Origin of the sequence: Nonomuraea sp. MTCD27 (genome assembly GCF_041950495.1) — a bacterium.
Classification (GTDB): Bacteria; Actinomycetota; Actinomycetes; order Streptosporangiales; family Streptosporangiaceae; genus Nonomuraea.
In genome coordinates this window covers 332391-356592 of the sequence record NZ_JBGNUW010000014.1, presented here as the reverse complement: position 1 = coordinate 356592, position 24202 = coordinate 332391, and the positions used below count along the sequence as shown (strand labels likewise).

At 67.6% G+C, this 24202-nt stretch carries 19 protein-coding genes, 1 tRNA gene and 1 pseudogene; 14 read left to right on the top strand and 7 right to left on the bottom strand.

Annotation, left to right across the window (positions count from 1 at the left end):
• Positions 1-585: 585 nt before the first annotated feature.
• Entirely contained in the window at positions 586-1716 is a 1131-nt protein-coding gene (locus tag ACBJ59_RS37165; RefSeq protein ID WP_375114864.1) for a helix-turn-helix domain-containing protein, read from the bottom strand.
• A 185-nt stretch (positions 1717-1901) separates the two neighbouring features.
• Between ACBJ59_RS37165 and ACBJ59_RS37160 the strand changes: the two genes are divergently transcribed.
• Entirely contained in the window at positions 1902-3938 is a 2037-nt protein-coding gene (locus ACBJ59_RS37160) for a SufS family cysteine desulfurase (protein WP_375114863.1), read from the top strand.
• 119 nt (positions 3939-4057) lie between these two features.
• Positions 4058-4963 (top strand): annotated as a pseudogene (locus tag ACBJ59_RS37155) (DDE-type integrase/transposase/recombinase); the annotation flags it as partial.
• A gap of 1327 nt (positions 4964-6290) precedes the next feature.
• On the opposite strand, the gene ACBJ59_RS37150 reads toward ACBJ59_RS37155, so the two are convergent.
• Positions 6291-7004, bottom strand: a complete 714-nt coding sequence (locus ACBJ59_RS37150) for a hypothetical protein (RefSeq protein ID WP_375114862.1) — start codon at positions 7002-7004, stop codon at positions 6291-6293.
• Positions 7005-7683: 679 nt separating this feature from the next.
• On the opposite strand from ACBJ59_RS37150, the gene ACBJ59_RS37145 reads away from it, so the two are divergent.
• From ACBJ59_RS37145 to ACBJ59_RS37120, 6 genes are all read left to right on the top strand, one after another.
• Complete coding sequence (locus ACBJ59_RS37145; protein WP_375114861.1) at positions 7684-8250, top strand: DUF4240 domain-containing protein; 567 nt, start codon at positions 7684-7686, stop codon at positions 8248-8250.
• A gap of 145 nt (positions 8251-8395) precedes the next feature.
• On the top strand, positions 8396-8935 hold the full coding sequence (locus ACBJ59_RS37140; RefSeq protein ID WP_375114860.1) for a hypothetical protein: 540 nt from the start codon (positions 8396-8398) through the stop codon (positions 8933-8935).
• A 732-nt stretch (positions 8936-9667) separates the two neighbouring features.
• On the top strand, positions 9668-10450 hold the full coding sequence (locus ACBJ59_RS37135) for a hypothetical protein (protein ID WP_375114859.1): 783 nt from the start codon (positions 9668-9670) through the stop codon (positions 10448-10450).
• 131 nt (positions 10451-10581) lie between these two features.
• Positions 10582-11463 (top strand): SMI1/KNR4 family protein, encoded by an 882-nt coding sequence (locus ACBJ59_RS37130; protein ID WP_375114858.1) that lies wholly within the window; start codon positions 10582-10584, stop codon positions 11461-11463.
• 228 nt (positions 11464-11691) lie between these two features.
• On the top strand, positions 11692-11991 hold the full coding sequence (locus tag ACBJ59_RS37125) for a hypothetical protein (RefSeq protein ID WP_375114857.1): 300 nt from the start codon (positions 11692-11694) through the stop codon (positions 11989-11991).
• A gap of 11 nt (positions 11992-12002) precedes the next feature.
• Positions 12003-12761 carry a tyrosine-type recombinase/integrase gene (locus tag ACBJ59_RS37120; RefSeq protein ID WP_375114856.1) on the top strand — a complete coding sequence of 253 codons (759 nt, stop codon included), beginning with the start codon at positions 12003-12005 and terminating at the stop codon, positions 12759-12761.
• 83 nt (positions 12762-12844) lie between these two features.
• Here the strand turns inward: ACBJ59_RS37120 and ACBJ59_RS37115 are convergent.
• A tRNA-Gly gene (locus tag ACBJ59_RS37115) sits at positions 12845-12915 on the bottom strand.
• Between the two features lie 99 nt (positions 12916-13014).
• Between ACBJ59_RS37115 and dcd the strand changes: the two genes are divergently transcribed.
• The 3 genes from dcd (at position 13015) to ACBJ59_RS37100 (ending at position 15472) form a co-directional block, all read left to right on the top strand.
• Positions 13015-13590 (top strand): dCTP deaminase, encoded by a 576-nt coding sequence (dcd, locus tag ACBJ59_RS37110; protein ID WP_375114855.1) that lies wholly within the window; start codon positions 13015-13017, stop codon positions 13588-13590.
• A gap of 251 nt (positions 13591-13841) precedes the next feature.
• A complete protein-coding gene (locus ACBJ59_RS37105) occupies positions 13842-14459 on the top strand; it encodes a DUF47 domain-containing protein (protein ID WP_106243913.1) in 618 nt (205 codons plus the stop codon).
• Positions 14460-14467: 8 nt separating this feature from the next.
• Positions 14468-15472 carry an anion permease gene (locus tag ACBJ59_RS37100; RefSeq protein ID WP_375114854.1) on the top strand — a complete coding sequence of 335 codons (1005 nt, stop codon included), beginning with the start codon at positions 14468-14470 and terminating at the stop codon, positions 15470-15472.
• A 51-nt stretch (positions 15473-15523) separates the two neighbouring features.
• On the opposite strand, the gene mshD is transcribed toward ACBJ59_RS37100, so the two are convergent.
• Entirely contained in the window at positions 15524-16432 is a 909-nt protein-coding gene (gene mshD / locus ACBJ59_RS37095; RefSeq protein ID WP_375114853.1) for a mycothiol synthase, read from the bottom strand.
• Positions 16433-16538: 106 nt separating this feature from the next.
• Here mshD and ACBJ59_RS37090 point away from each other — a divergent pair, with 106 nt between their 5' ends.
• On the top strand, positions 16539-18335 hold the full coding sequence (locus tag ACBJ59_RS37090) for a bifunctional metallophosphatase/5'-nucleotidase (RefSeq protein WP_375114852.1): 1797 nt from the start codon (positions 16539-16541) through the stop codon (positions 18333-18335).
• A gap of 71 nt (positions 18336-18406) precedes the next feature.
• On the opposite strand, the gene ACBJ59_RS37085 is transcribed toward ACBJ59_RS37090, so the two are convergent.
• Entirely contained in the window at positions 18407-18715 is a 309-nt protein-coding gene (locus ACBJ59_RS37085; RefSeq protein WP_375114851.1) for a pyrophosphatase, read from the bottom strand.
• Between the two features lie 10 nt (positions 18716-18725).
• The gene (locus ACBJ59_RS37080; protein WP_375114850.1) at positions 18726-20087 is read right to left on the bottom strand and encodes a sensor histidine kinase; all 1362 of its coding nucleotides are present in this window, start codon (positions 20085-20087) and stop codon (positions 18726-18728) included.
• Positions 20088-20303: 216 nt separating this feature from the next.
• Here ACBJ59_RS37080 and ACBJ59_RS37075 point away from each other — a divergent pair, with 216 nt between their 5' ends.
• Positions 20304-21284 carry an NAD-dependent epimerase/dehydratase family protein gene (locus ACBJ59_RS37075; protein WP_375114849.1) on the top strand — a complete coding sequence of 327 codons (981 nt, stop codon included), beginning with the start codon at positions 20304-20306 and terminating at the stop codon, positions 21282-21284.
• Here ACBJ59_RS37075 and ACBJ59_RS37070 read toward each other — a convergent pair.
• Positions 21238-22692, bottom strand: a complete 1455-nt coding sequence (locus ACBJ59_RS37070) for an MFS transporter (RefSeq protein ID WP_375114848.1) — start codon at positions 22690-22692, stop codon at positions 21238-21240. The two genes, ACBJ59_RS37075 and ACBJ59_RS37070, sit on opposite strands and share 47 nt — an antisense overlap.
• 88 nt (positions 22693-22780) lie before the next feature.
• On the opposite strand from ACBJ59_RS37070, the gene ACBJ59_RS37065 reads away from it, so the two are divergent.
• A complete protein-coding gene (locus ACBJ59_RS37065; RefSeq protein WP_375114847.1) occupies positions 22781-24196 on the top strand; it encodes a purine-cytosine permease family protein in 1416 nt (471 codons plus the stop codon).
• The last annotated feature ends 6 nt before the right edge of the window (positions 24197-24202 follow it).

The window sequence follows — 24202 nt, the reverse complement described above, 5'->3', positions numbered from 1 at the left end:
CGCCGCCCATCCGAGCGCCTCGGGCGGCACACTACGGCACACCGAGCGAACGAACAGGATGATCAGGCGGAAACCTCCGCCACACCGAACCCATTACTCAGGACGATCAAGGCGTGAGTCATCGAGGTTAGGTGCCGCGACCGATCGCACTTCACCCTGCGAGAATGATGACGAGATATACGGCTGGGCAGACTACCCACCCGGACCAAACGCAACAGGCCGCGGCAATGGTCGCGTGGGCGCCCATGCTGTGCGTGCTGCCGTCAAGATCGACCACCGCCGCTTGCGCCTCTCCGGCGAGGAGGACGCCCGCAGCGGTGTCCCCGGATTGTTGCTGAGCATGATGTTGGCGTCGATCCTGCCGTCTGCCACCCATGCGAGATCTATCGCGGCTGAGCCGAACATCCGTATGCGCCGGACGCGGGCGGCCAACTCTTGTCAGGGAATGGTTGACTCCTCGATACCGCCCTTGATGGCACGACGATCAGCCGGTGTTCCCGTGCCACGCGCACACGGCAGCCCGAGCCCGCCCGCACCAGAAACCGGTCACCCCTACCGTGTCGTCCATGCCCCGACGTTGACGAATCAGGCGGTGATCCGGGTCATCTCCCGCAGTCCCCTCCGGGTCGACTCGCAGTCCATCGCCCGCAGCCGGGCCAGTACCGGTCCGGCGTCCGCGTTGAATCGCAGCTCCTCCGGGCACCCTTCGACGATCCGCCACAGCAGCGCCATGGCCGCGCTCGAGTCGCCGTCCATCGCGTGCGCGGTGGCCACGGCCAGCAGGTGCCGCGCCTGGCGGTCCTTGTCGGGGAGGCGGTCGGCGTCGACGCCCGCCGCGAGGCGGATCGCCTGCGCGTACCGGCCCATCCGGACCGCGACCGCCACCCGGTGCAGGTCCACCTCCAGCGCGAACTCCGGGCCCAGCCGGTCGCCGATCTTGCGGGCGTGGTTCAGCAACTCCTCGGTTCGCAGCACGTCGCTCGCCCCGGCGGCGGCGAGCGCGGCCGTCAGGTAGCAGAGCCCGGTGACCTCCAGCGACTCGGGCCGGTCTTCGATCACCGCCCGGCACAGCCAGCGCGCGTCGGCGTACCGGCCGAGCGAGACGAGCACGCCCGCCACCTCGGCCTGGGTGATCGCCGAGCCCTCCGAGGAGGCCACCGCGCGATCGGCGGCGACCAGGGCCAGCGCGTGCTGGCCGCAGCTTCGCAGCAGCGCCGCGAACAACCGGTACACCTGGGTGAGGCCGGATGTACCGGCTTCCCGGTCCGCGCCGGTGGCGGCCCTGGCCGACAGGTCGGCCATCGACAGCAGCGGCGGCAGGCGGCGGCGCGTCTCGGTGTAGCGGTGGGGCGAGCGCTGCCATACCTCCCACGCCGCCATCACGTGCTGCTGCACCCGCGGCACGCTCTCGGTCGCCTCGCCGGGGAACCGGCCGGGCAGCAGCAGCGCGTTCCCGACCTCGTCGGATTCGCCGTGGTCGCAAGCGGGCGGGAGTTTCGTCCGGCCGCCGACGAGCTCGGAGAGATCCTCGACGTGGAGCACTTCGGCGATCCGCATGATGGTCGACAGCCGATCCAGGGGTTTCACCCCGTTCTCGACCAGGCGGAGCCATTCCTCGCTGCAGCCGACCAGGTCGGCCAGAATTCTCCGGGTAAGGCCGCGCGAGCGGCGCCTGGCCATGATCCGCGTGCCGTCAACCAAGAAATCGCCGGCCATGCCGCCACATTAGGCGAGGAAATCGAGGTCCTCGGTGGCCGGAAATGACGGCAACTCCTGGTCACCCTGGCCCTCCTGAAATGTGGGTTACGCTGGAGGGTTCGCCATGACACAACTCCAGTTGGATCTAGCCCGTCGGGCTCCGCCGACACTGCCGCTACACCGTTCGGCAGGAGGAGACCACGATGGCGATCGACGTCGAGTCGATTCGAAAGGAATTCCCGTTCTTCGAAACCGCCCCTGACGATTCCCGCCCACCCGTATACCTCGACAGCGCCGCCACCACGCAGAAACCCGCCGTTGTCCTGGACGCGTTGAACCACTACTACATCCGCGCCAACGCGAATGTGCACCGGGGCGTGTACCGGCTGGCCGTACAGGCGACCGAGCTGTACGAAGGGGCGCGAAGCAAGATCGCCACGTTCGTGCGCGCACCACGAGCCGAGGAGATCGTGTTCACCAAGAACGCGACCGAGGCCGTCAACCTGCTGGCCAACTCGTTCATCTGGGCGGACGGGCGGCTCCAAGTCGGTCCCGGCGACGAGATCGTCCTGACGGAGATGGAGCACCACTCCAACCTGATCCCCTGGCGGCTGCTGGCCGAGCGGGTGGGGGCGAAGGTCAGATATCTCGGCATCACCGACGACGGCCGCCTGGACCTCTCCGACCTGAGCGAGAAGATCAACGAGCGGACCAAGGTCGTCACGGTCGTGCACGCCTCGAACATCCTGGGCACGGTGAACCCGGTCGCAACGATCGCCGCCCGCGCGCACGAGGTCGGCGCTCTGATGGTCGTCGACGCGGCCCAGTCGGTCCCGCACCTCGGCATCGACGTCACCGCGCTGGGAGCCGACTTTGTCACGTTTTCCGGCCACAAGATGTGCGGCCCCACCGGAATCGGCGCCTTATGGGGCAGGTACGAACTCCTGGAAGCGCTCCCGCCCTTCCTCGGCGGAGGCGAGATGATCGAGAACGTCGCGGTGGACGCCATGCACTACGCCGCACCCCCGCTCAAGTTCGAGGCCGGCACACCCCCGATCGCGCAGGCCGTCGGCCTCGGCGCCGCCTGCGACTTCCTGAGCAAGATCGGCATGGACGCGATCGCCGACCATGACCAGGCCCTGATCGAGTACGCCCTGGACCGGCTCGGCGACGTGCCCGGCATCCGCTTCATCGGCCCGACCGACACCGCGAACCGGCTGCCGCTGCTGTCGTTCGTGGTGGACGGCATCCCGCTGCAGCGCATGCGCGCGAGTCTGGACGAGGCGGGCATCGCCGTCCGGTCCGGCAACCACTGCGCGCAGCTCGCGTGCAGCCGGTTCGGCGTCCCCGCCGCGATCCGGGCCTCGTTCTACCTGTACAACTCCCCCGACGAGGTCGACATCCTCGCCGAGACCCTGGAAACGGCCACGAGGTCCCGGGCCGCCGTGACCGCGGACACCTCCTTCGATGTCACCCAGGTACGGCCGTACAAGGACATCCTGCTCCCGTCGATCTTCCAGCCGTGGGCGGAGCACATGGTCGAGGCGCTGGCGCCGGCCCCCGGCACCAAGGCGCTCGACATCGGCACCGGCCCCGGCACCGTCGCCCGGGTGCTGGCCAAGGCGATCGGCCCCACCGGCGCCGTTGTCGGCACCGACCTCAACCCCGCCATGCTCGCCCTCGCCACCGAACTACCTGCCGTCGACGGCGCCCCCATGCAGTACACGGCATGCGGCGCTACCCTGCTGCACGTCTCCGACCAGGCGTTCGACCTGATCACCATGCAGCAGGTCCTGCAGTTCGTTCCCGATCGCGGCGCGGCGCTGGCCGAGATGCGGCGGGCCGCCCGACCCGACGCGCGGATCGCCATCGTCACCTGGCAGCCGCTGCACCGCAACCCGCTCTTCCGCGCCCTGCACGATGCCGTCGCCACCGTTCTCGGCCCCGACAAGGCCGATCTTTTCGAGGAGCCGTGGTCCCTGCCCGGGATCGAGGTCGCCACGCTGGCGAAGGAGGCCGGTTTCGTCGACATCGAACTCCGCGAATGGACGCTGCCGACCACCGTTCCCGGCGGGCCTGACGCGATCTGCTGCCTGTTCGACTTCTCCGCGGTCAGTCCGTACATCGGTTTACGTCGCGCCGACCTCACGGCCGCCGTACGCGCGAATCTTGCGCACTGCACGGATGAGACCGGCGTCCACTCGGAGACCGCGGTGACCCTGGTGACCGCCCGAGCCTGAGCGCCGGCTCTCTCCCACGAAGGCCACTTTCCGCCGGGAGGTGGCCTTTTCGGCGCCCTTCATCTGATCCCGGCCGTCCAATGAGAACAACGGAAACAGGCCAGCGAGCCGTCAGGGTGAACTTCACTCATGTGGCCGCCTGGTGCGGGGTGGTCTACGTCGCGTTCGTCGCGGACATCTACTCCCGGGCGATCGTCGGCTGGGCCGCCTCGCCGGCCAAGCACACCACCCTCGTGCTGGACGCCCTGGACATGGCCCTGTGGCGGCGCGAGCGCACCGGACACCCGGTCGGGCCGGGACTGATTCATCACTCGGACGCTGGCAGTCAATCCGTCATGCATCGTCGATACTGCGCGGAAGGTCTCGCTTGCCTCGTTTCATGCAGTGGGCGACACTGCAGCGTGCACTCCGAAGAGCAAGCCAGGCAAGTGGTCGACGCGTTGAGTGGCCGCATCTACACGGCGTTGCGCGACGGTGGCCTCGACGCCGAACCCGTCCTCGAACTCGCCTCCTCATTGGAGGAATGGGGTATGAGCACGCCGGCAACGCAAGAGCTCCTCGAACGCCCCGCCACCCGTCTGACCACAGCCGACCTGACCCGCCTGGGTGAGAGCCTTCTCCGAGACACCAATTTCGAGCCGACCTTCGCCCTCGAACCTCGTCTGTGGGCGACGCTGGAGCACGCGCTAAAGGTCGTGGAGCGCGACGTTCGCGCCCGAGGCATCACCGGTAAGCTCCGCCTGGTCACCCACGACTGGGACAACGGCGGTCATGCTTGGGTGGAGTTCCAGGGTGACCACCACGGCAACGGCATCTCACCCATCACGGGACGCGACCCTCGAACAGCGCTCGCCGCGGTCGCCGATGCGGTCCAAGAAACGATCATGGAGCTGATCTGGAGAGTCTGGCCCGTATGCGCTACGCACGATCTTGGCCTGCACGCCGGGTGGGAACATGGGATCGCCATTTGGTGGTGTACCGGCGATGGAACGCATACCGTCGCGCCGGTCGGTGAACTGCCCTGACCGCGTCGGCGGACGCATGGGGATGCGCGCAGGAGTACGGACAGACGACCGCTATCCGGTGAGCCGGTGCTGGGGAACGAAGCATCGGATCGTCGATCGCCCCGGCCATCTACGGATGGCGAGCCCATACGGGGCGATCGTAGGGCTGTACTCGCACGGCGGCGGGGCGCTGGGGTCGGCGCGTTCGCTCGCGTCGGCGGAATCGGCGGTCGGCGTGGCAGCCCGTGCTGCTGCCGCCCGGGACCGACCCCCAGGCCGCATGCCCGGGCGGCGGGCAAGCGGCGGGCCGCTGTACGGCGGCCCGCCGCGCCGCCGCTTGATACCTACAAGCGGCACGACGACCGAATTGAAGGACGGCTCGGTGACGATCGGTCCGCCCAAGTCAGCGGCCGGCATGCGCCTCGTCAGCATCCCAGCGACCCGGGTAACGCTTTGGCTGGCAGGGCGCCCAGGCTCGAACCTGGAGCCTACGGATCAAAAGATCCAGTTCGGGCCGTTCCAGATCGTTCAATGCAGGTCAGAAGGTGTTCGCGGTCCATCCTGAACGCCCTCGGACAGCTCTGTACGGCAACCCGAACTGCAACCCTCAGAAAGGTCATCGGCGGCGTCCGTGGAGCCCACAACGAATGCAACGACCAGCCGTATCCCTGTGATAAGCACCGCCGGTAGAACGAAGAAGAGCCCGAACCCCCAAGCCTCCCGTCCCGCTGTCCAGGCGATCAGGAGCGCCGCGATCAGGGCGGCGAGAGTGGTGAACAAGTAGAAGGTCTTGCGTCGCGAACTACGGGACGTCACAAAGAGAGATGCCACGGCAACAACGACAGGTACCGCGTACACAAGGATCATGGCAGCGACTATCACGCTGGACTCCTCAGCTTCCACGAGCGTCGGCAGTGCGTTGCCCTCTTGGATGCTCTCACAGAGCTTCTGGCTGGGAGCGCTTGGGCACCTAGGGCTCGAATGCGGAACCTGCGGATCAAAGGAAGACGATTCGATTAAGCTCCAAGCCTCTGGCCTGGGCGTCCGGTGTCCGTGGACGTTCGCTGAGCTCCGTTGATGTTCCCCTCGTGGCTGTACAACCAAGCGCTATTGGCTTGGGGCATTTCCAAGCCTGTCAGGGGTTCAGGAGGGACCATGGCGGGCTGGACCCAGCAGTTCTTCCTCCCATTCCGGCACCTTGTTCAGGTCATACCGCTGGTCGGCCCTGCCGATATTTGTTGAAGACGACGTCGTATCATCTGACTTCGTACCCTGAGCTGAAGACTAGGCCCCCGCTGCGACGGTGACCACCGTGGAAATGACGAGGGAAATGCGGTTGGGACGCTTGTCACCGGGAAAGCGGTGGCCCCATGAAGTGGCCGAACTCGGCATCACTCATGACCGAGAGCGGCCTGGCGAGGGTGAAGCCGACATGGGGCCCGGCTGGCCGTTGGTGATCGGCCGGAAAGGTAGCGCCGGCGATGCGTTCCAGCATGGTGATGCAGGCGTCCTCGTGCCGGGAAATGGCGCCCTGACTCTGTCCCGAACCTCTCTCGGACGGCTGCTGTGTCTCGACCACGAGCGGGCTGAAGTCCAGGTCATGCAGGTAGGCGTCGACCGCCCCGGTATTCCAGCCGCACCGGGCGGCCGGGTCGGACTTGTCGAAGTCGTCAGGGTCGAACCCGACCTCCAGTCTCCCGTTGGCGGCGTAGGCGAAGTACGCGAATAATGCCCCCGCCGAGCGCCACGGATCCATCGTGGAGCGGGTTTTCGACCACGGGGCGATCGAGATTCCCCAAGTCACGCAGACGGCTAGGTGGCCATCGCGGGACAGGGCCCTCATGACCTCTTGGCGGGCACATAGGTCGCTGTAGTAGGGATGTGTGACCAGGATCCCATCACCCCAGCGCATGATGGTGACAGTGCTCTCGTTGTAAGCCTCCGGCATCCGGTAGTCCACCGTCAGAGGCACTGCGCCGATCAGCGACGTGACAGTCCCGATGTCGTCGTGGGTGGTGAACACGGTGCAGAAATCCGAAACTGTGGAATAGAGCATTGTCACGCGTTCCACCGCCCAGGACGTCCAGTTACGACGCAATGCAACTGGCCTCCCCGCCTGACAAGGACAACACCGAGCACGATCAGCCGGCCCACGCCGAGCAGCAGCCACCCGACACCGACGAGCATGAGCCACCCGAAATGCCACCCGGGAACACTCGTCGCATAAATCGTCCCGCGTCCCAGCAGTACGGCGACCGTCCCCAGACCCTGCCACTGAGGTTCATGGGAGCTGGCTGGCGAGACCGATTAGGCAGATCGCTCGTTATGTGCACCGCGTGATCCTAACTTTCGCTGGTGGCGATTCCGCCGCGCCGGTGTGTACGTATTGTGCATGAATCCACGACCGATGTCGGGAGCTCCGTTCATGGCACTCATGCGCGCTCCATCGCCGAACGGCAGCGACGGCGGGCTCACCTGAGACGGCTCGAAAACTTCGGCAACTCCGCAGGCAGCCTCAGAGGAGGAGATCTTGGACCAACTGTTCACCGTCAGCTTGGGAACCGGCTGCTGATTTTTCCGTGTTGACCTGGGAAAACGGGGGTGCAGGTCAGCACGGATCGCTTGCCCGTGAGTGACCGTGAGAGACCGAGACTGCCCGACTGTTCTGGCACGGATCTGGCACGCGATCGAGGACTTCCGCGTCGCGGCATTGTCAGTCGAGCCTGGCACCATGCAGCGTCATGAACGTTGACGAGTTCTGGCTCTTCATTCGGCGGTCCCAGGAAGTGACCAGCGATCCTGATGAACGCCTGCAGTGGCTCGCCTTCCACCTCGCGCGGAGCCCGCTGGCCCGGATCGTCGACTTCCAAGTCCTTCTCAACCAGATACGACGACGATCCGACACGTACGGCATGTGGGAAGCCGCCGACCTGATCCTCGATGGCTACTGTTCCACCGACAGCTTCTGGTACTTCCAGGCTTGGCTGATCGGGCTTGGCCGTGACACATTCGACCTCGTAGTAGCCGACCCCGATAACCTGGCCGACGTACCCGAGGTGCGACGGCTGGCAGACCGTCCAATGCAGGAGTGGGCCGATGATGAGTGGCCAGAGTGGGAGGCGTTGTCCTACGTGGCCGCCGAAGCCTACGAAGAGGCCACCGGTGAAGAAGAGGGCGTCTACGACACGATGGCAGAGCGCGGGTACGCCAACCAGAGCGATCCCAACCCAACAGGACTTCCACGGGATTCCCGGAATCCGGCAGAGGTGGCACGGAGATTGCCCCGGCTAAGCCGCATGTTCCACTAAATAGGTCAAAGCATTGATCCCATCCTTGGGAGCGTCAAGACTGTAGGCCCATGGCACTCGCCTGGCATCCCCTGACGCCAGATCTCATCGGTACGATTACGGCCCTCGCCCGTGCACCATGGAACGAGGGAGGGTTCGACCGAGCATGGTCACAAGCTGGATGGCCTATCCCTCCCGGCGGTTCCGGGGTCGACTTCGGCAAAGCATCACCAACTGGCCTGTCTTCACTGTTGGCGACTGGGAGATCACGCTTCCCTGGGGAGCCTGGGCAGACGACGCACGAGCGAAAATGCTCGATTTGACGTTCGCCCTGTACTACGAACCCGACGACGATGAGGACCCGGACTTGGCGCAGTTTCCTCAGACGTTGCCCTCCGCGCGGTGGCGGGTTGATCGGTCAGGAAGCCGCGAAAAGTTCAACACCGTCTGGCACTCGGCGCTCTTGTCCATCTCCCAGGCCCACGGACAGCCCGACGTTGTGGGCGTGTACGAGGATAAGGACGAATGGAGCTACGCCGTTTGGCGCGTAGAAGGCCGACTTCTGGCCCTGAGCCAAGCCGAGGACTTCCAAAGCCACAGCCTGTATGACAGAGCCACTCTCCACCTCGCGGACCACCCAGCGGAATCCCCAATCCCGCAAGGTTGGGATCTCTACGGATTCCTCATGGGCGGAGAAGAAGACTGACACGCGCACCTAATGGCTCCCATTGATCGCAAAGGCCCAGGACTTGCCTTGGCTCGGCAGCAAACCGCAACCACGTTGCCCGGTGGGCCAGGCCTGAGGAACGAAGCCCTGGACCTTCGATCGCCCCCGACCACGTGCGATGGCCAGCCATGCCGTGGCGATCGTAAGAGCTGCATCTGTGCGGCGGCGTGGCAACCCCGGTCGAAGCGTTCAGTCCGTACGGCGGGGCCGGCGTGCGGTGCCCTGCCCAGGGTCCCGCCGCCGTCCGGGACCGGCCCCCAGGCCGCACGCCCGGACTGCGGGCGGACGGAGGGCGGGGGTACGGCGGCGCGCCGCGCCGCCGCTTGATGTGTTCGTTGGCGGCCCACCTTGTCAAGATCATTTGATCTGGCACGAATCTGGCACGCGGGCGAGAGCAAGCCCCTACAACATCAAAGCCCAGGCACCGAATCCATCGGTCTACCTGGGCTTTCAGTCTGAGAGCGGGTGACGGGAATCGAACCCGCGCTGTCAGCTTGGGAACTCTTTCAAGATCACGCTACCTGCGCTGACGAATCGCTGACCTGGGCGTATATCGGTCCAGTAGCCGTGAGTCCCCGTGAGTCTCCGCTGATCGCTCTACGAACGGGCACGCAACGGGCACGCGGCTTGTGGCCCTGGTCTCGTTCCGGCGCGAGATCATGATCGGGTATTCGGAGCGCCTGCTGCGCCGCTTGATCTAACATCGTCGCCGTGGTGTCGTGGGCCAGAAGGTATCGGTCAGGCGACTACGTCGCCGTGTGGAATGAGATGCGTGCCTTCGGGTCGGCTGGAATGCCGGCGAGCCTGCGCGAGGATGCCGAGGACGTTGCCCGAGAAACTATGCGGCGTGTGGCTGTCAATGCTGATGCGTTGGTGGACCGGCTTTCGTCTGCGGGGTACAGGTTCGCCTGCGCTGATGCGGTCCGGCAGCCGCCGACGATGGATGATTTCGATGCCATCGCCAAGGCCGAGACCGTCCTTGGCCCCCTCCCGCTGGCGCTGCGCGCCTGCCTAGAGATGGTGGGTGTGGTTGATCTGTGCGGAGATGGAGGCTCACTGCTGCCCCACGTCCGTTACCACGAGCCGCCAGGGAAGTCTTGGGACTGCGGGCCGGATCCCCTGGTTCTTCACTCGGGCATGATGCTGCTGGACATGTTGGAATCCGCTGTGGGAGACCTCAGCCTGGGCTGCGCATGTACCGATTCGGAAGAAGACGAACAGTGCGGGTTCCACGAAGACGGCTTCTTCTTCGACATCGCACCCGATGCGGCGGCCAAGGCGAACTACAGCGGAGGCGGTCACGGTATCCATCTCCCGAACGCTAACCCCGACCCATTGGTCGAGGGCACGACGGCGGGGGAACCGATTTCGCTCATCGAATACCTACGCTGCTCGCTCTCCTGGGGAGGATTCCCCGGCTACCGCGATCGGCCTGCACACGTTCCGGTGCCCGAGTTCGTCGAGCGGCTTCGCAGCCGACTACTGGAGTTCTGAGCGCGGAACAGAGATCACGCTCATGCACCTGGCTCTTTGCTGTGAGAGCGGGTGACGGGAATCGAACCCGCGCTGTCAGCTTGGGATCTCTTTCGACTTGCCGCTGTGCCTGCGCTGGCATTCTGTCGTGCATGTCACATGACGATCTGATCCAGCGCATCCGTAGACGGGCCTGGGATCCCGCACGCCGCCATGACCGGGTCTACGTCCCGCTGGACTGGCTCAAACGTGAGTACGGCGAGAACATCTGGAGCCGTATCCACCACACGCGGCAACCGCTCCGTGAAGGCGGCAGCATGACCCAACTCAGCTTCGACGACCCCACACTTGATCATCTCATCATGGCGGCCTTGGAAGCAGGTGCCCCCGAAGCCGTCAAGTACTTCAGCGATGTCCCGCATGAACCCCCGTACCCGCCGATCTCTGAGGCGGACTTGCGAGCCTGCGAGCAACGCATCGGTCACGAGTTACCCGAGCTCCTGCGGAGGGTGTACACGGAGGTGAGCAACGGCGGCTTCGGCCCCTCCTACGATCTCCTGGGTCTCCCACCTGGAGGACACCGGAAGTACGAGGGCGGCCCGGGCGTGCTCGAAGAATACGAGAAGCACCCGGAGGTAAGCAGCGTGCTCGGGCTCCCTCTCGTGTACGCCGGATGCTCCATGTACTGGTACATGTCGCTGACTCAGCCCGGTAACCCCGCCTCTCTGTGGGATGGCGACGCATGGGACTTTCCCGACAAGCAGTCGCCCGAGGTCGGGATCGTGGCCATCTGCTCATCCCTAGCAGAGTGGTTCGACCTCTGGGTCGACGGACGCAGCCTGGAAACTTCATATCCTGAACGCCAAGATCAGCAGCAGCAAGACGGCATCGTAAGCGGACGCAACCCGGAAACCTCGCATCCGGACGATGACCCCTGGGCTATCCCCGAAAATGACCCATGGCTAGCGGCCACGGAATGGGAATACGGGGTGGAACGCGATCTGACAGATGGCGGGGATCGCCCTCCCCATTGAATCAGGCGCACTGAACCGGCTCGATAGCCCGCACTGATGCGGTGATCAGCCGCGTTGCTCGTTGAGCCAGGGTGAGGAACGAACCCTGGATCGTCGATCGCCCCCAAGCACGTACGGCGTCCAGCCATGCAGTGGCGATCGTAGGGCTGTGTCTGTGCGGCGGTGTGACAACCCCGGTCGGGGCGTTCGGTTCGTACGGCGGGGGCGGCGTGCGGTGCCCGGCCCGGCGTGGACCGTACCGCGCCGAACACCTTCGCAACCAAGAAGGAAGCCGAGATCTGGCTGACCAAGAAGGAGGCCGAGTTGCTGGCCGGCGACTGGCTGAACCCGGACCTGGGGAAGGTCAGCTTCAAGGAGTACGGCTCGACGTGGATCGACGAGCGTCCGGGACTGCGGCCGAAGACGGTCCAGCTCTACGAGGGACTTCTCCGCATTCACCTTCTCCCGACTTTCGGCAACTGCGCGATGAGTGAGTCAAGGTCGCCCACATCCGCAAATGGCGCAAGCAGCTCCTCGACAATGGCGTAGGACCGGTCACGGTGGCCAAGGCGTACCGGCTCCTGAAGGCCGTCTTCAACACGGCGGTGGAGGACGGGCTAATCAAGGCCAATCCGTGCACCATCAAGAAGGCGGGCAAGGAGGACTCGCCCGAGCGACCCGTTCTGACCATGAAGCAGGTCTTCGTCCTGGCGGACGCCATCGAGCCGCGGTTCCGCATGCTGATCCTGCTCGCCACCTTCGCCTGCCTGCGTTGGGGCGAACTAGCCGCGCTCCAGCGCAAGAACCTGGACCTGGACGCGAGCACGATCCGCGTCGTCGGCACCACGACCGAACTCAAGAACGGCTCGGTGACGATCGGGCCGCCCAAGTCCGAAGCGGGCAAGCGCCTCGTCAGCATCCCCGCGACCCTGCTCCCGGACCTCCGGAAGCACAAGGAGACGTACGCCGAGAAGGGCGAGCACGGACACGTCTTCGTCGGCCCCAAGGGTGCCAAGCTCCGCCGCGCGAACTTCACCCCCGTCTGGGCGGCAGCGCTCAAGAAGGCCGAACTCAGCGGCTTCCACTTCCATGACCTTCGCCACACCGGAAACACCCTCGCCGCCCAGTCCGGCGCGACTCTGCGGGACCTGATGACCCGCATGGGCCACTCGTCCACCCGAGCCGCGCTGATCTACCAGCACACCGCGATGGAGCGCGACAGAGCCATCGCAGACGCTCTCGGCAAGCTCGCCGAGGAAGCCCTGAAGCCCGAAGAACCCGAGCCGGACGAGCAAGATCCAGACGGATCAGGCACGTAACGGGCACGGAAGATCGAAAAGAGCCTTAGAAACGATCAAAGCCAGGTCGGAAATCCATCCCTGACCTGGCTTTTCATACTGAGAGCGGGTGACGGGAATCGAACCCGCGCTGTCAGCTTGGGAAGCTGATGTTCTACCATTGAACTACACCCGCGTACGACCCGAAGTCGCGTCCCCCACTGTAGCGGAAACTTGGCGCACAACAGCAATCCCAGCCCCACACACTTTCGGCGCGACCGGTAAGTTGCTCACCGTGTTGCTATCTGACCGTGACATCCTCGCTGCGATCGACGCCGGGCGGCTCTCCCTGGAGCCGTTCGATCCGGGCATGATCCAGCCCTCCAGCATCGACGTTCGGCTCGACCGCTTCTTCCGGGTGTTCGAGAACCACCGGTACCCGCACATCGACCCGTCCGTCGAGCAGCCGGATCTCACGCGGATGGTGGAGCCCGACGGGGACGAGCCGTTCATCCTGCATCCGGGTGAGTTCGTGCTCGCCTCCACGTACGAGGTCGTCAGCCTGCCCGACGATCTGGCCTCGCGGCTGGAGGGGAAGAGTTCGCTGGGCCGGCTGGGGTTGCTGACGCATTCGACGGCCGGGTTCATCGATCCGGGGTTCAGCGGGCATGTGACGCTGGAGTTGTCCAACGTGGCGACGTTGCCGATCAAGCTGTGGCCGGGGATGAAGATCGGGCAGCTGTGCCTGTTCAAGCTCAGCTCCCCGGCCGAGCACCCGTACGGGTCCAGCAAGTACGGCTCCCGCTACCAGGGCCAGCGCGGCCCCACCCCGTCGAGGTCGTTCCGGAACTTCCACCGCACCAAGATGTGACTCAGATGAACAACAGGTGAACATCGGGGGAACAAGTAGGTGAGCGCAGCCGGTTGACCCGCCTCGCGCGCGTGGCTTTGCGATGCCCCCAAGCCACCGCAACCTGCCAAAAAAGCCCAAAACTACGCGGAACAGCGGTGTCGCACAACCAACGCCGGGTAGCCAGTAGGCGAAGGGGACATGAAGTTCGCATTTCGCCTGGTAAGCCATACCCTCTTCCACGGACCATCCCCGCACATCTGGAGAACGACGTGCGCCTGCGTCTCACGCCACGTGAGGACAGCTACTACGACCTGTTCGCCGACTCGGCGAACAACCTGGTCACGGCATCCCGTCTACTGGTCGAGATCATCAGTGACGGCTCGGACAGGGAAGCCCTGGCCGAGAAGATGCGCGCTTGCGAGCACGCCGGTGACGAACGCACCCATGCGATCATGAACCGGCTCAATGAGAGCTTCATCACTCCGTTCGACCGCGAGGACATCTACCGGCTGGCCTCGAACCTCGACGACGTGATGGACGCCATGGAGGCGGCCTCCGACCTCATCGTCCTGTACCAGATCGACCATCTCCCCAAGGACGTCGTACGACAGGTGGAGGTGCTGGAGCGGGCGGCGGAGCTGACCGCCGAGGCCATGCCGCGCCTGCGCTCGATGAAGAACCTCAACGAGTACTGGATCGAGGTCAACCGCCTCGAGAACCAGGGCGACCAGGTCTACCGGAGGCTGCTGGCCAAGCTGTTCAGCGGTGAGTACGACGCCCTCACCGTCATGAAGATGAAGGAGGTCGTCGACGCCCTCGAGGAGGCGGCCGACGCCTTCGAGCACGTGGCCAACACCGTCGAGTCGATCGCGGTCAAGGAAAGCTAGGCCCAGCTGTGGACCTCACGCTCGCCCTCGTCATCGGCGTGGTCGTCATCGCCCTTGTCTTCGACTACACCAACGGTTTCCATGACGCGGCGAACGCCATCGCGACCTCCGTCTCGACCCGGGCCCTGACCCCCAGGGCCGCGTTGTTCATGGCCGCGGCCATGAACTTCATCGGCGCCCATCTGGGCACCCAGGTCGCACAGACGGTCGGCAAGGGCATCATCGACGCACCGAACGGCTCCCACGGCCTGGTGATCGTGGCCGCGGGACTGATCGGCGCGATCACCTGGAACCTGATCACCTGGTATTTCGGCCTGCCCTCCTCCTCCAGCCACGCGCTCATCGGTGGCCTGGTGGGCGCCGCGATGGCCTCGGCCAGCGTGGTGCACTGGGACGGCGTCCTCGAGAAGGTCGTGATCCCGATGATCCTGTCGCCGCTGGTCGGGTTCTCCCTGGCCGCGGCGATCATGATCGCAATATATTGGATCTTCCGCAACAGCCAGCCGGGCAAGACCAACCGCGGCTTCCGCTACGCGCAGACCGTCTCGGCCGCCGCCATGGCGCTCGGGCACGGGCTGCAGGACGCGCAGAAGACGATGGGTGTGATCTTCCTGTCCCTCACCGTCGGCGGCTTCGCCGAGCCGACGGATCCCATCCCGCAGTGGGTCATCCTCGCCGCCGCGGGAGCGATCTCGCTGGGGACGTACGCGGGTGGCTGGCGCATCATGCGTACGCTGGGCCGGCGCATCATCGCGCTGGACCCGCCACAGGGGTTCGCCGCGGAGTCGGCGGCGGCGACCGTGCTGTACGGGGCCGCCATCGGGTTCGGGGCGCCCATCTCCACCACGCACACGATCACCTCGGCGATCATGGGTGTGGGGGCCACCAAGCGGCTCAGCGCCGTGCGGTGGGGGGTCGCGGGGAACATCGTGACCGCCTGGATCCTCACCATCCCGGCGGCCGCCCTGGTGGCCGCGCTCTCCTACTTCATGCTTCACGCGATCGTGGAGTGAGCCGGGTCTCCGCGACCACCCCGAACCGAAGGGGCGGTCGCGGCCGGTACGTCACCCGCCCCCGTACATCACGTCCACGTCCCAGCGGGCGAAGCCCAGGGACTCGTACAGACCGATCGCCGCCGTGTTGGCCTCGTCCACGTACAGCATCGCCTGGGCGAGGCCGCGCGAGCGCAGATGGTGCAGGCCGGCCAGGGTGAGCGCCTTGCCCAGGCCGGTGCCCTGCTGCGAGGGGTCGACGCCGACGACGTAGACCTCGCCGAGCGGCTCGTGCCCGTGGTCGGAGGAGCCGTGGATCTTCGTCCAGTGGAAGCCGACGAGCCGGTCGTCGCGGAAGGCCAGGAAGAAGCCCTCGGGGTCGAACCAGGGCTCCTGCTCGCGCCGGAGCAGGTCGTCCACCGTCCAGGCGCCCTGCTCGGGGTGGTGGGCGAAGGCGGCGGCGTTGACCTTGAGCCAGCCCTCCTCGTCCCGCCCGGGCACGAACGTACGCAGGCTCACGCCCTCCGGCATCGTGTAGGGCGCCAGGGGCGCGAACAGGGAGCGGCGCATCTGCCAGAGGGAGCGCACCCGCTCGAAGCCGAAGGACGCGGCCAGGGCCCCGGCGCCCGCGTGGTCGCCGTGCGCCCACAGCCGTACGCTGCCCCCGGTCAGGTCCAGGACCGCCCGCAACAGCCGCGCGCCGTGGCCCCGGCGCCGATGGGACGGGTGGATGACGAGCTCGACGCTCGGGCCCTCGACCTCGTCGGTGGGGTCCACGTGCGCGTAGCCGACGAGCGTGCCGTCGTCCGACCGCAGCAGCAGCGATCGGGCGCGCGGATCGCCGCCGTAGCGGAGATGGAGCATCACATGTTCGTTGAGCGGGCGGACACCGTCCGCATCCGTGGCCGCCTGGACGACGTCCAGCACGCCGGCGATCTCGGGGTCGTCGAGCCGTTCACTGATCTTCACGTGCGCACTCACAGACGAACTCTAGGCGTATCACTGGCGAACAATGCCATAGGGCGGCCCCGTCAATCGTTACCTTTGCGACATTCGTTGCATAGACAGAAGCCGTAACGTCCCCTTCATGACCTCACGCACCCTCCTCCGGCTGCTCACGGCCGGAGCCGCGGCCGCGGCCGGGATCGCCTTGGCAGTGGCGCCCGCAGTCGCCGTGACGGGCGGAACCCCGAGCCACGGCAAGCAGACCGTCCCGGTCCGCCTGCTCAGCATCAACGACCTGCACGGCAACCTGGAGCCTCCCTCGGGCTCCTCCAGCCGCATCCTGGACCCCGACGGGCCCCTCGTCGACACCGACGGCTCCCTGACCGGCATCCCCGGCGGCAAATACTCGATCGCCGGCGGGGTGTCGTACCTGGCGACCTACGTCAAGCAGGCGCGCAACGAGAACACGCTGCTCGTGGCGGCGGGCGACCTGATCGGCGCGTCCCCGCTGATCTCGGCCGCCTACCACGACGAGCCCACGCTGGAGGTGCTCGGCTCGCTCGGGCTCGATACGACCTCGGCGGGCAACCACGAGTTCGACGAGGGCTACACCGAGTTGCAGCGCCTCATGAAGGGCGGCTGCCACCCCGTGGACGGCTGCTCGCCCGCCGGCGAGTGGAAGGGCACGGAGTTCGACTTCCTCGCCGCCAACGTGCTGAAGGAGAACACCGACCAGTACGCCCTGCCGCCCTACTACGTCAAGAAGATCAACGGCGTGAAGGTGGGCTTCATCGGCCTGGTGACGGCGACCACGCCGACCATCGTCACCGCCGAGGGCATCAAGGGCCTGCAGTTCACCGAGGAGGTCGCCGCGGCGAACAGGGCGTCGGCCTACCTGGCGCGCAAGGGTGTCAAGGCGCAGGTCGTCCTCGTGCACGAGGGTGACTCGATCACGCCGAACCAGAGCCCGGACGCCTGCTCGGTGAACACCGCGAACGCCGGCTCCCGCATCGCCAGGGAGCTGAACCCGCAGATCGACCTGGTCATCAGCGGCCACTCGCACCAGGCGTACATCTGCAAGACCAAGGACCCGGCGGGCCAGGACCGCTACTACACGCAGGGCTCGTCGTTCGGCCGGGTGCTCACCCAGATCGACATGAAGATCGACAAGCGCACCCGCGACGTGATCCGGTCCTCCGTCATCGCGGACAACAAGGTCGTCACGCGTACCGTGACGCCCGATCGCCAGGTCGAGGCGCAGGTCCAGACGTGGAAGGCGCGCAGCGCCGAGGTCGCCGACCGCAAGCTCGGCACGATCACGGCCGACATCAGCAGCGTCGTCAACAACACCTCGGCCGCCACGACGAAGCCGGAGACGCCGCTCGGCGACCTCATCGCGGACTCGCAGCTCGAGGCCGCCAAGGCGGGCGGCGCGGAGATCGCGCTCATGAACCCCGGCGGCATCCGCACGTCGCTGACCTACGCGCAGAAGGGCTCCGAGGGCGACGGCGTCGTCACCTACGGGGAGGCGTTCGAGGTCCAGCCGTTCAGCAACATCGTGCAGGTGCGGACGTACACGGGGGCGCAGCTCAAGGCGCTCCTGGAGCAGCAGGTCTGGACGCCCAACGCGGCCACGGGCGCGATCACGCACCGGCTGCTGCAGGTGTCGTCCTCGCTCACCTACACGTTCGACACCACCAAGCCGGTGGGCTCGCGCGTGTCCGGCATGAAGCTCAACGGCACGCCGATCACGGACACGCAGTCGATCAAGATCGCCGCCAACAACTTCCTGATGGGCGGCGGCGACGGCTTCTCGGTGTTCACGCAGAGCACCGACACGTGGAGCGGCCCGATCGACCTGGACGCGTTCACGGCCTACCTGTCCGCTCACTCCCCCATCAGCCCGTCCCCGGCGGACCGCATCACCTTCGTGAAGTGATCTGAACCCGTCCGAGAGCCGGAGGCCCGCCCAGGCGGGATCTCCGGCTCACGGGACGCCGGCGGCCGGCATCAGGAAGCTCGGTGCGCCAGCCATTTCCGCTCGACCTCCGCCTCCAGGTCCACCCCGTGATGGCGGGCCATGAGCAGCACGTGGCACACGACGTCGGCCAGCTCCGCGCGGAACTCGTCGCCGAGCTCCTCCTCCGTGCGCCCCTTCCGCCTGGCCCGGCCGGTGAGCATGAGGAAGGCCTGGGTCAGCTCACCGACCTCCTCCTGCAGTTTCAGCAGGAACCAGGTGTCGTCGCGCTCGATGCCGATCCTGTCCGCGTAGCGCTTGGAGATGGACTCGATCTCGTCGGAGAGCTCGCGCAGATCCATGCCGCCGAGTCTAGGACCGGTGCAGCGGCAGGACGGCCACGAACTTGGCGCCCGGTGAGTGGTCGGCGATCGTGAGGGTGCCGCCGTGGGCCGTGGCGATCTCCCTCGACAGGGGCAGCCCGAGGCCGCTGCCGCCCTTCTCCTTGGCCCTGGCGGCCTCCAGCCGGGTGAACCGCTCGAACACCAGCTCCCTGTCCTGCGGCGGGATCCCGTCGCCGTCGTCGGTCACCATGACGTGCACCCGCTCCTCCTTCACCACCACGTCGACGTCGATCCGGGTCGCGGTGTGCCGGTCGGCGTTGTCGAGGAGGTTCGTCAGGAGGCGCTCGAGCTGCAGGGGCGAGCCGAGGACCGGAGCCCTCTCGCACAGGTGCAGGTAGATGGGGATCTCGCGGCCCACGCGTCGGCGTACCTGCTCCTCCACCAGGCCGCACACGTCCACCACGCGGCGCTGGGTGAGCGCGCCCGCGTCGAGCTTGGCCAGCATCAGCAGCTCGTCGATGATGCCGGTGAGGCGCTCGGCGGCGGCCAGGGCCCGCGCGCCGGTGGCCGGCCAGTCGGTCTCGTCCGGATAGGTGGTGGCCATCTCCAGCTGGGCCCGCAGGGCGGAGACGGGGCTGCGCAGCTCGTGCGAGGCGTCGGCGACGAAGCGGCGCTGGGTCTCGGCCGAGCGTTCGAGGCGGTGCAGGGTGTGGTTGGTGGTGGCGGCCAGGTCGGCGATCTCGTCTCCGGTGCCGGGTACGGGGACGCGCCGGCTGAGGTCCCGGCCGGTGATCTCGGCCAGCTCGGCCCGGATGCGCTCGACCGGGCGCAGGGCGGACCTGACGGCCGCCCAGGTGGCTCCCGCGACGATGAGCAGGACGAACGGGGTGCCGAGGAACACCAGGAGGTGGATCCAGCGGAGGGCCTGGCCGACGTCGTCGAGGGAGGAGGCCCCGTACACGGTGGCGGTCCCGGTGGGCGTGCGGACGGCGACGGCGGTCACCAGGTGGTCGGCCGGGGGTTCACCCGGGCGCGACAGCTCCATCTCCCTGGTCTCGACGGTTTCGAGCCGGCGGGGCCGGAACGTCGTGATGCGCGTGTCGCCGGGGAAGGAGGAGCTGCTCGCGAGCACCTTGCCGGAACTGGCGACCACCCCCAGGACCTGCACGCGTGGCGTCGTCCTGAGCACGCCGGGCAGCCTCCCCGTGCGCGCCTCGCCCGCCACCCGCCGCACGGCCAGCTCCACCCTCGCGTGGACGACCCCCTGCAGGTTGTCCGGCACGGTGGCGAGGGTGAGCGCGGACGTGCCGATGAGGACCACCGCGGCCAGCAGGGTCGCGATCGTGGTCAGGCGCGCCCGGATCGAGCGAGGAAACAACCGTCGTGCCATCGCACCCCAGCCTCTGATGATTACTGTGTGTGACATTTACCCGCAGCCGACGCTCGCAACATGGCTTTTTGGCTTCAGTGATCAGTCTCCGGATACTCTCCGTGCATCTTTCGCTGAGGGGCATCTTTCGCTGAGGGGCAGCTTTCGCTGAAGGCGATTCCGCTGAGGGCGTGCACGCCTTCCGCGCGGGGGATCCGGCGGCCAGGGTGGGGTGCCATGAGGGTTCTGGTGTTGGGCGGCACGGAGTTCGTGGGTCGGGCGTTCGTCGAGGAGGCGCTGGCGCTGGGGTGGGAGGTGACGACGTTCAACCGGGGCACCCACGAGCCGGTCCCGGGGGTGACCGCGTTGCGCGGCGACCGGTCGGCGCCCGGCGGGCTGGCGGCGCTGGCGCGCGGCGAGTGGGACGTCGTGGTGGACACCTGGTCGTGGGCGCCCTCGGCGGTCAGGGACACGGCCGCGCTGCTGGCCGGCCGGGCGGGCCACTACGTCTACGTGTCGAGCCGGTCGGTCTACGCCGATCCGGTGCCGTTCGGGGCCGACGAGAGCGCGCCCGTGGTGTCGGCCTCGGCCGACGACGGGGACGGCGACTACGCCAGGAACAAGGCGGGGGCCGAGCTGGGGGCGGTGGCCGCGTTCGGGGACCGGGCGCTGCTGGCCCGGGCGGGGCTGATCCTCGGGCCCTATGAGAACGTCGGGCGGCTGCCCTGGTGGCTGAGCCGGATCGCACGCGGCGGGCCGGTGCTCGCCCCCGCTCCCGGCGATCTCGGGCTGCAGCTCATCGACGCCCGCGACCTGGCCGTGTGGTGCCTGGAGGCGGCCGCGCGGGGCACCGGCGGGGCGTTCAACGTGGTGAGCCCGCCGGGGTTCACCACGATGCGGGAGTTGCTCGAAGCCTGCGTGACGGTGACCGGGTCCGGTGCCGAGCTGCGCTGGATCGAGGCGGAGCGGCTGCTGGCGGCCGGGGTGCAGCCGTGGACCGGGCTGCCGATCTGGCTGGTGGGCGACGACTACGACTTCATGCACGGCGGTGACGTGGCCAGGGCGGTGGCGGCGGGACTGCGGGTGCGCCCGGTGACGGAGACGGTGGCCGACACATGGGCCTGGCTGCGGAGCATCGGCGGGAAGGCACCCATGCGGCCGGACCGGCCGCTCAAGGGCCTGGATCCGGCCCTGGAGGCGAAGCTCCTGGCGGGGTGAGCCCGGGCCGGAGTGACGTGCGGCGGCTGCGTACGAGGTCGTAGAGGGCCGCCACCAGGGCGACGGAGACCGACAGCACCACCACGACCAGCCCGTGCCGGAACGCCGTCGTCCAGCCGTCCCCCAGCGCCCCGAAGAACGTCGAGCCCGCCGCCGCGATGCCGACGGCCGAGCCCAGCCGCTGCCCCGTCTGCAGCACCCCGGCCGCGCTCCCACCGCCGGCCGGCGGCACCTCCGACAGGGTGATGGCCTGGTTGGGCGAGATGACCAGGCCGCTGCCCATGCCCGCGAGCAGCAGCGGCAGCGCGGTCGCCAGCCCCACCCCCTGCCCGGGCACCAGCGCGGTGGCGCCCATCGTGGCGAGCAGCCCGGCGATCACCATCGACAACCCGATGGCGACCAGCCGCCGCCCCATCCGCGACACCAGGTGGCCCCCGAGCATGGCGGCCGAGGCCGAGCCGAGCGCGAACGGGGTGATCGACAGCCCCGCCTGCAGGGGGGTGTAGCCGTGGCCGCTCTGCAGGAACAGCGTGAAGATGAAGAAGATGCCGGTGAAGCCGGAGAAGTAGAACAGCGCGATGGCCGAGCCCATGGCGTACGACCGCTTGCGGAAGAGGCTCAGGTCCACCAGCGGCTCGCGCCGGTAGAGCCGCTCCCACGTCACGAACCCGCCCAGCACCACCAGTGCGGCGGGGATGAGCAGCCACTTGGCCGCCCCCTCCCACTGGTGCCGCTGGATGAACGGCAGCAGCAGCGCCGCCACGCCGACCCCGAGCAGCAGCACGCCCACCGGGTCCATGCTCTGGTGCCGCCGGTGCACGAGCTGCGGCCGGGGCAGCACCCGCCAGGCCAGCGGCAGCAGCACCATCCCGATGGGCACGTTCACCAGGAACACCCACCGCCAGCCGTGGTCGGCCCCGAACGCGGTCACCAGCGTGCCGCCGATCAGCGGCCCCGCGGCGGTGGAGACGCCGATGGTGGCGCCGAGCGCGCCGAAGGCCCGGCCGCGCTCGTACCCCTGGAACATCTGCTGGATCAGCCCGGAGACCTGCGGGTTCAGCATGCCGGCCGCCATGCCCTGGATCAGCCGGGACATGATCAGCACCTGCATGTTCCAGGCCAGGCCGCACGCGGCGCTGGAGACGGTGAAGAGCACCACGCCCCACATGAAGAGCGTGCGGCGGCTCCTGGCGTCGCCCAGCCGCCCGGCCGGGACCAGCAGGAGGCCGAACGTGAGCGCGTACCCGGACAGCGTCCACTGCAGGCCGTCCTCCGTGGCGCGCAGCCCCTCGCGGATCGACGGCAGCGCGACGTTGACGATGCTCACGTCGAGCCCCGTCATGAACGCGGCCACCAGGCACACACCCAGCGCCCGCTTTCGCGTGTCGAACTTGGACGCCCCCATCATTTGCGCTCTTGATTCCCTACAGATCGCGAAATATCGCCCACCCAGGATTTCTTTGCCGGGACGGCGCGCGGGCGGGTAACGTCCGATCATGGGCACGATGGCGGTCGAGCAGAACGGCATCAACGCGGTCCCGGAAGGCGAGCGGCGCGGCCGGCCGCGAGATCTGTTCTGGCCCTGGGCCGGCTCCAACCTGTCGCTGTTCGGCGTGGCCTTCGGCGTCTACATCGTCGGGTTCAAGCTCGGCGTGGTGCCCGCGATCATCGCCGGCGCCCTGGGCTACGCGCTGTCGTTCCTGCTCGTGGGCCTGGTGGCGATCGGCGGCGCCCGGTCGGGCGTGCCGACGATGACGCTGGGGCGGGCGCCGTTCGGCTATCAGGGCAACAAGCTGCCCGCCGCCTTCTCCTACATCTCCAACGTCGGCTGGGAGATCGTCCTCGTCACGCTCGCCGCGCAGGGCGGCGCGGAGATCCTCAAGCGGCTCGCGCCCGGCCTGCCCGCCACCACGGCCACCGCCGTGTGCTTCGTCGTGGCCGCGCTGGTGGTGATCGCGGTCGGCGTGTACGGCCACGCGATGATCATGGCGGTCCAGCGCTACCTGACGTACGCGTTCGTCGTGCTGACCGTCGTCTACATGGTCCTCATGGCCCCGAGGCTCGGCGGCGCGCTGCAGACCACGGCCGGCCCCGGAGACTGGGTGGGCGGGGTCGTCTTCGCCATGACCCTGCTGGGCCTGGGCTGGGTCAACTGCGGCGCCGACTACTCCCGCTACCTGCCCGCGAGCTCGCCCCCGCGCTCCGTGGCCCTGTGGACGACGCTCGGGGGCGCGCTGCCGCCGATGGTGCTGCTCGTGTTCGGCGTGCTGCTGGCCGGCGGTGACCCGAAGCTGGCCGAGGCGGCGGGCGCCAACCCGGTGGCCGCGCTCGCCGAGGCACTGCCGACGTGGTTCCTGCTGCCCTACCTGCTGACCGCCATCGGCGGTTTCCTGGCCGGGGCCATCATGGACATCTACTCCTCCGGGCTGTCCATGCTGGCGCTGGGCGTGCCCATCAGGCGGCACTACGCGGTGCTGATCGACGGCCTGCTCATGGTGCTCGGCGGCTACTACCTGCTGTTCGTCTCCACCAGCTTCCTGGCCACGTTCCAGGCGTTCCTGGCGATCATCGGCGTGGTGATGGCGGCCTGGGCCGCGATCTTCCTGGTGGACATGTGGGGGCTGCGGGCGGGCGGCCGGGCCTACGACGAGCGGCTGCTGCGCCCCGGCGCGCCCGCGCTCAGCTGGGCCGGCCTGGTGTCGCTGGTCGTGGCGTCGGTCGTCGGGCTCGGGCTCATCACCTCGCTGGACGAGAACATCGCCAGGGTCGTCGGCTTCCTGATGAGCGACGAGCTGAAGAGCGGCACGTTCGGGACGGCGAACATCGGCGTGGTCATCGCGCTCGTGCTGGCCGGGGTCCTGTACCTCGTGCTCACCGCCGTCACGCGACCCCGGGCCGCGACGCGCGCCTGAGAGCTG

What these genes read in the sequence shown, in the direction of transcription:
- ACBJ59_RS37165 (WP_375114864.1), bottom strand. Translation starts at nt 1,716, where the DNA reads ATGGCCGGCGATTTCTTGGTTGACGGCACGCGGATCATGGCCAGGCGC.
- ACBJ59_RS37160 (WP_375114863.1), top strand. Translation starts at nt 1,902, where the DNA reads ATGGCGATCGACGTCGAGTCGATTCGAAAGGAATTCCCGTTCTTCGAA.
- ACBJ59_RS37145 (WP_375114861.1), top strand. Translation starts at nt 7,684, where the DNA reads ATGAACGTTGACGAGTTCTGGCTCTTCATTCGGCGGTCCCAGGAAGTG.
- ACBJ59_RS37140 (WP_375114860.1), top strand. Translation starts at nt 8,396, where the DNA reads ATGGTCACAAGCTGGATGGCCTATCCCTCCCGGCGGTTCCGGGGTCGA.
- ACBJ59_RS37130 (WP_375114858.1), top strand. Translation starts at nt 10,582, where the DNA reads ATGTCACATGACGATCTGATCCAGCGCATCCGTAGACGGGCCTGGGAT.
- ACBJ59_RS37090 (WP_375114852.1), top strand. Translation starts at nt 16,539, where the DNA reads ATGACCTCACGCACCCTCCTCCGGCTGCTCACGGCCGGAGCCGCGGCC.
- ACBJ59_RS37085 (WP_375114851.1), bottom strand. Translation starts at nt 18,715, where the DNA reads ATGGATCTGCGCGAGCTCTCCGACGAGATCGAGTCCATCTCCAAGCGC.
- ACBJ59_RS37080 (WP_375114850.1), bottom strand. Translation starts at nt 20,087, where the DNA reads ATGGCACGACGGTTGTTTCCTCGCTCGATCCGGGCGCGCCTGACCACG.
- ACBJ59_RS37075 (WP_375114849.1), top strand. Translation starts at nt 20,304, where the DNA reads ATGAGGGTTCTGGTGTTGGGCGGCACGGAGTTCGTGGGTCGGGCGTTC.
- ACBJ59_RS37070 (WP_375114848.1), bottom strand. Translation starts at nt 22,692, where the DNA reads ATGATGGGGGCGTCCAAGTTCGACACGCGAAAGCGGGCGCTGGGTGTG.
- ACBJ59_RS37065 (WP_375114847.1), top strand. Translation starts at nt 22,781, where the DNA reads ATGGGCACGATGGCGGTCGAGCAGAACGGCATCAACGCGGTCCCGGAA.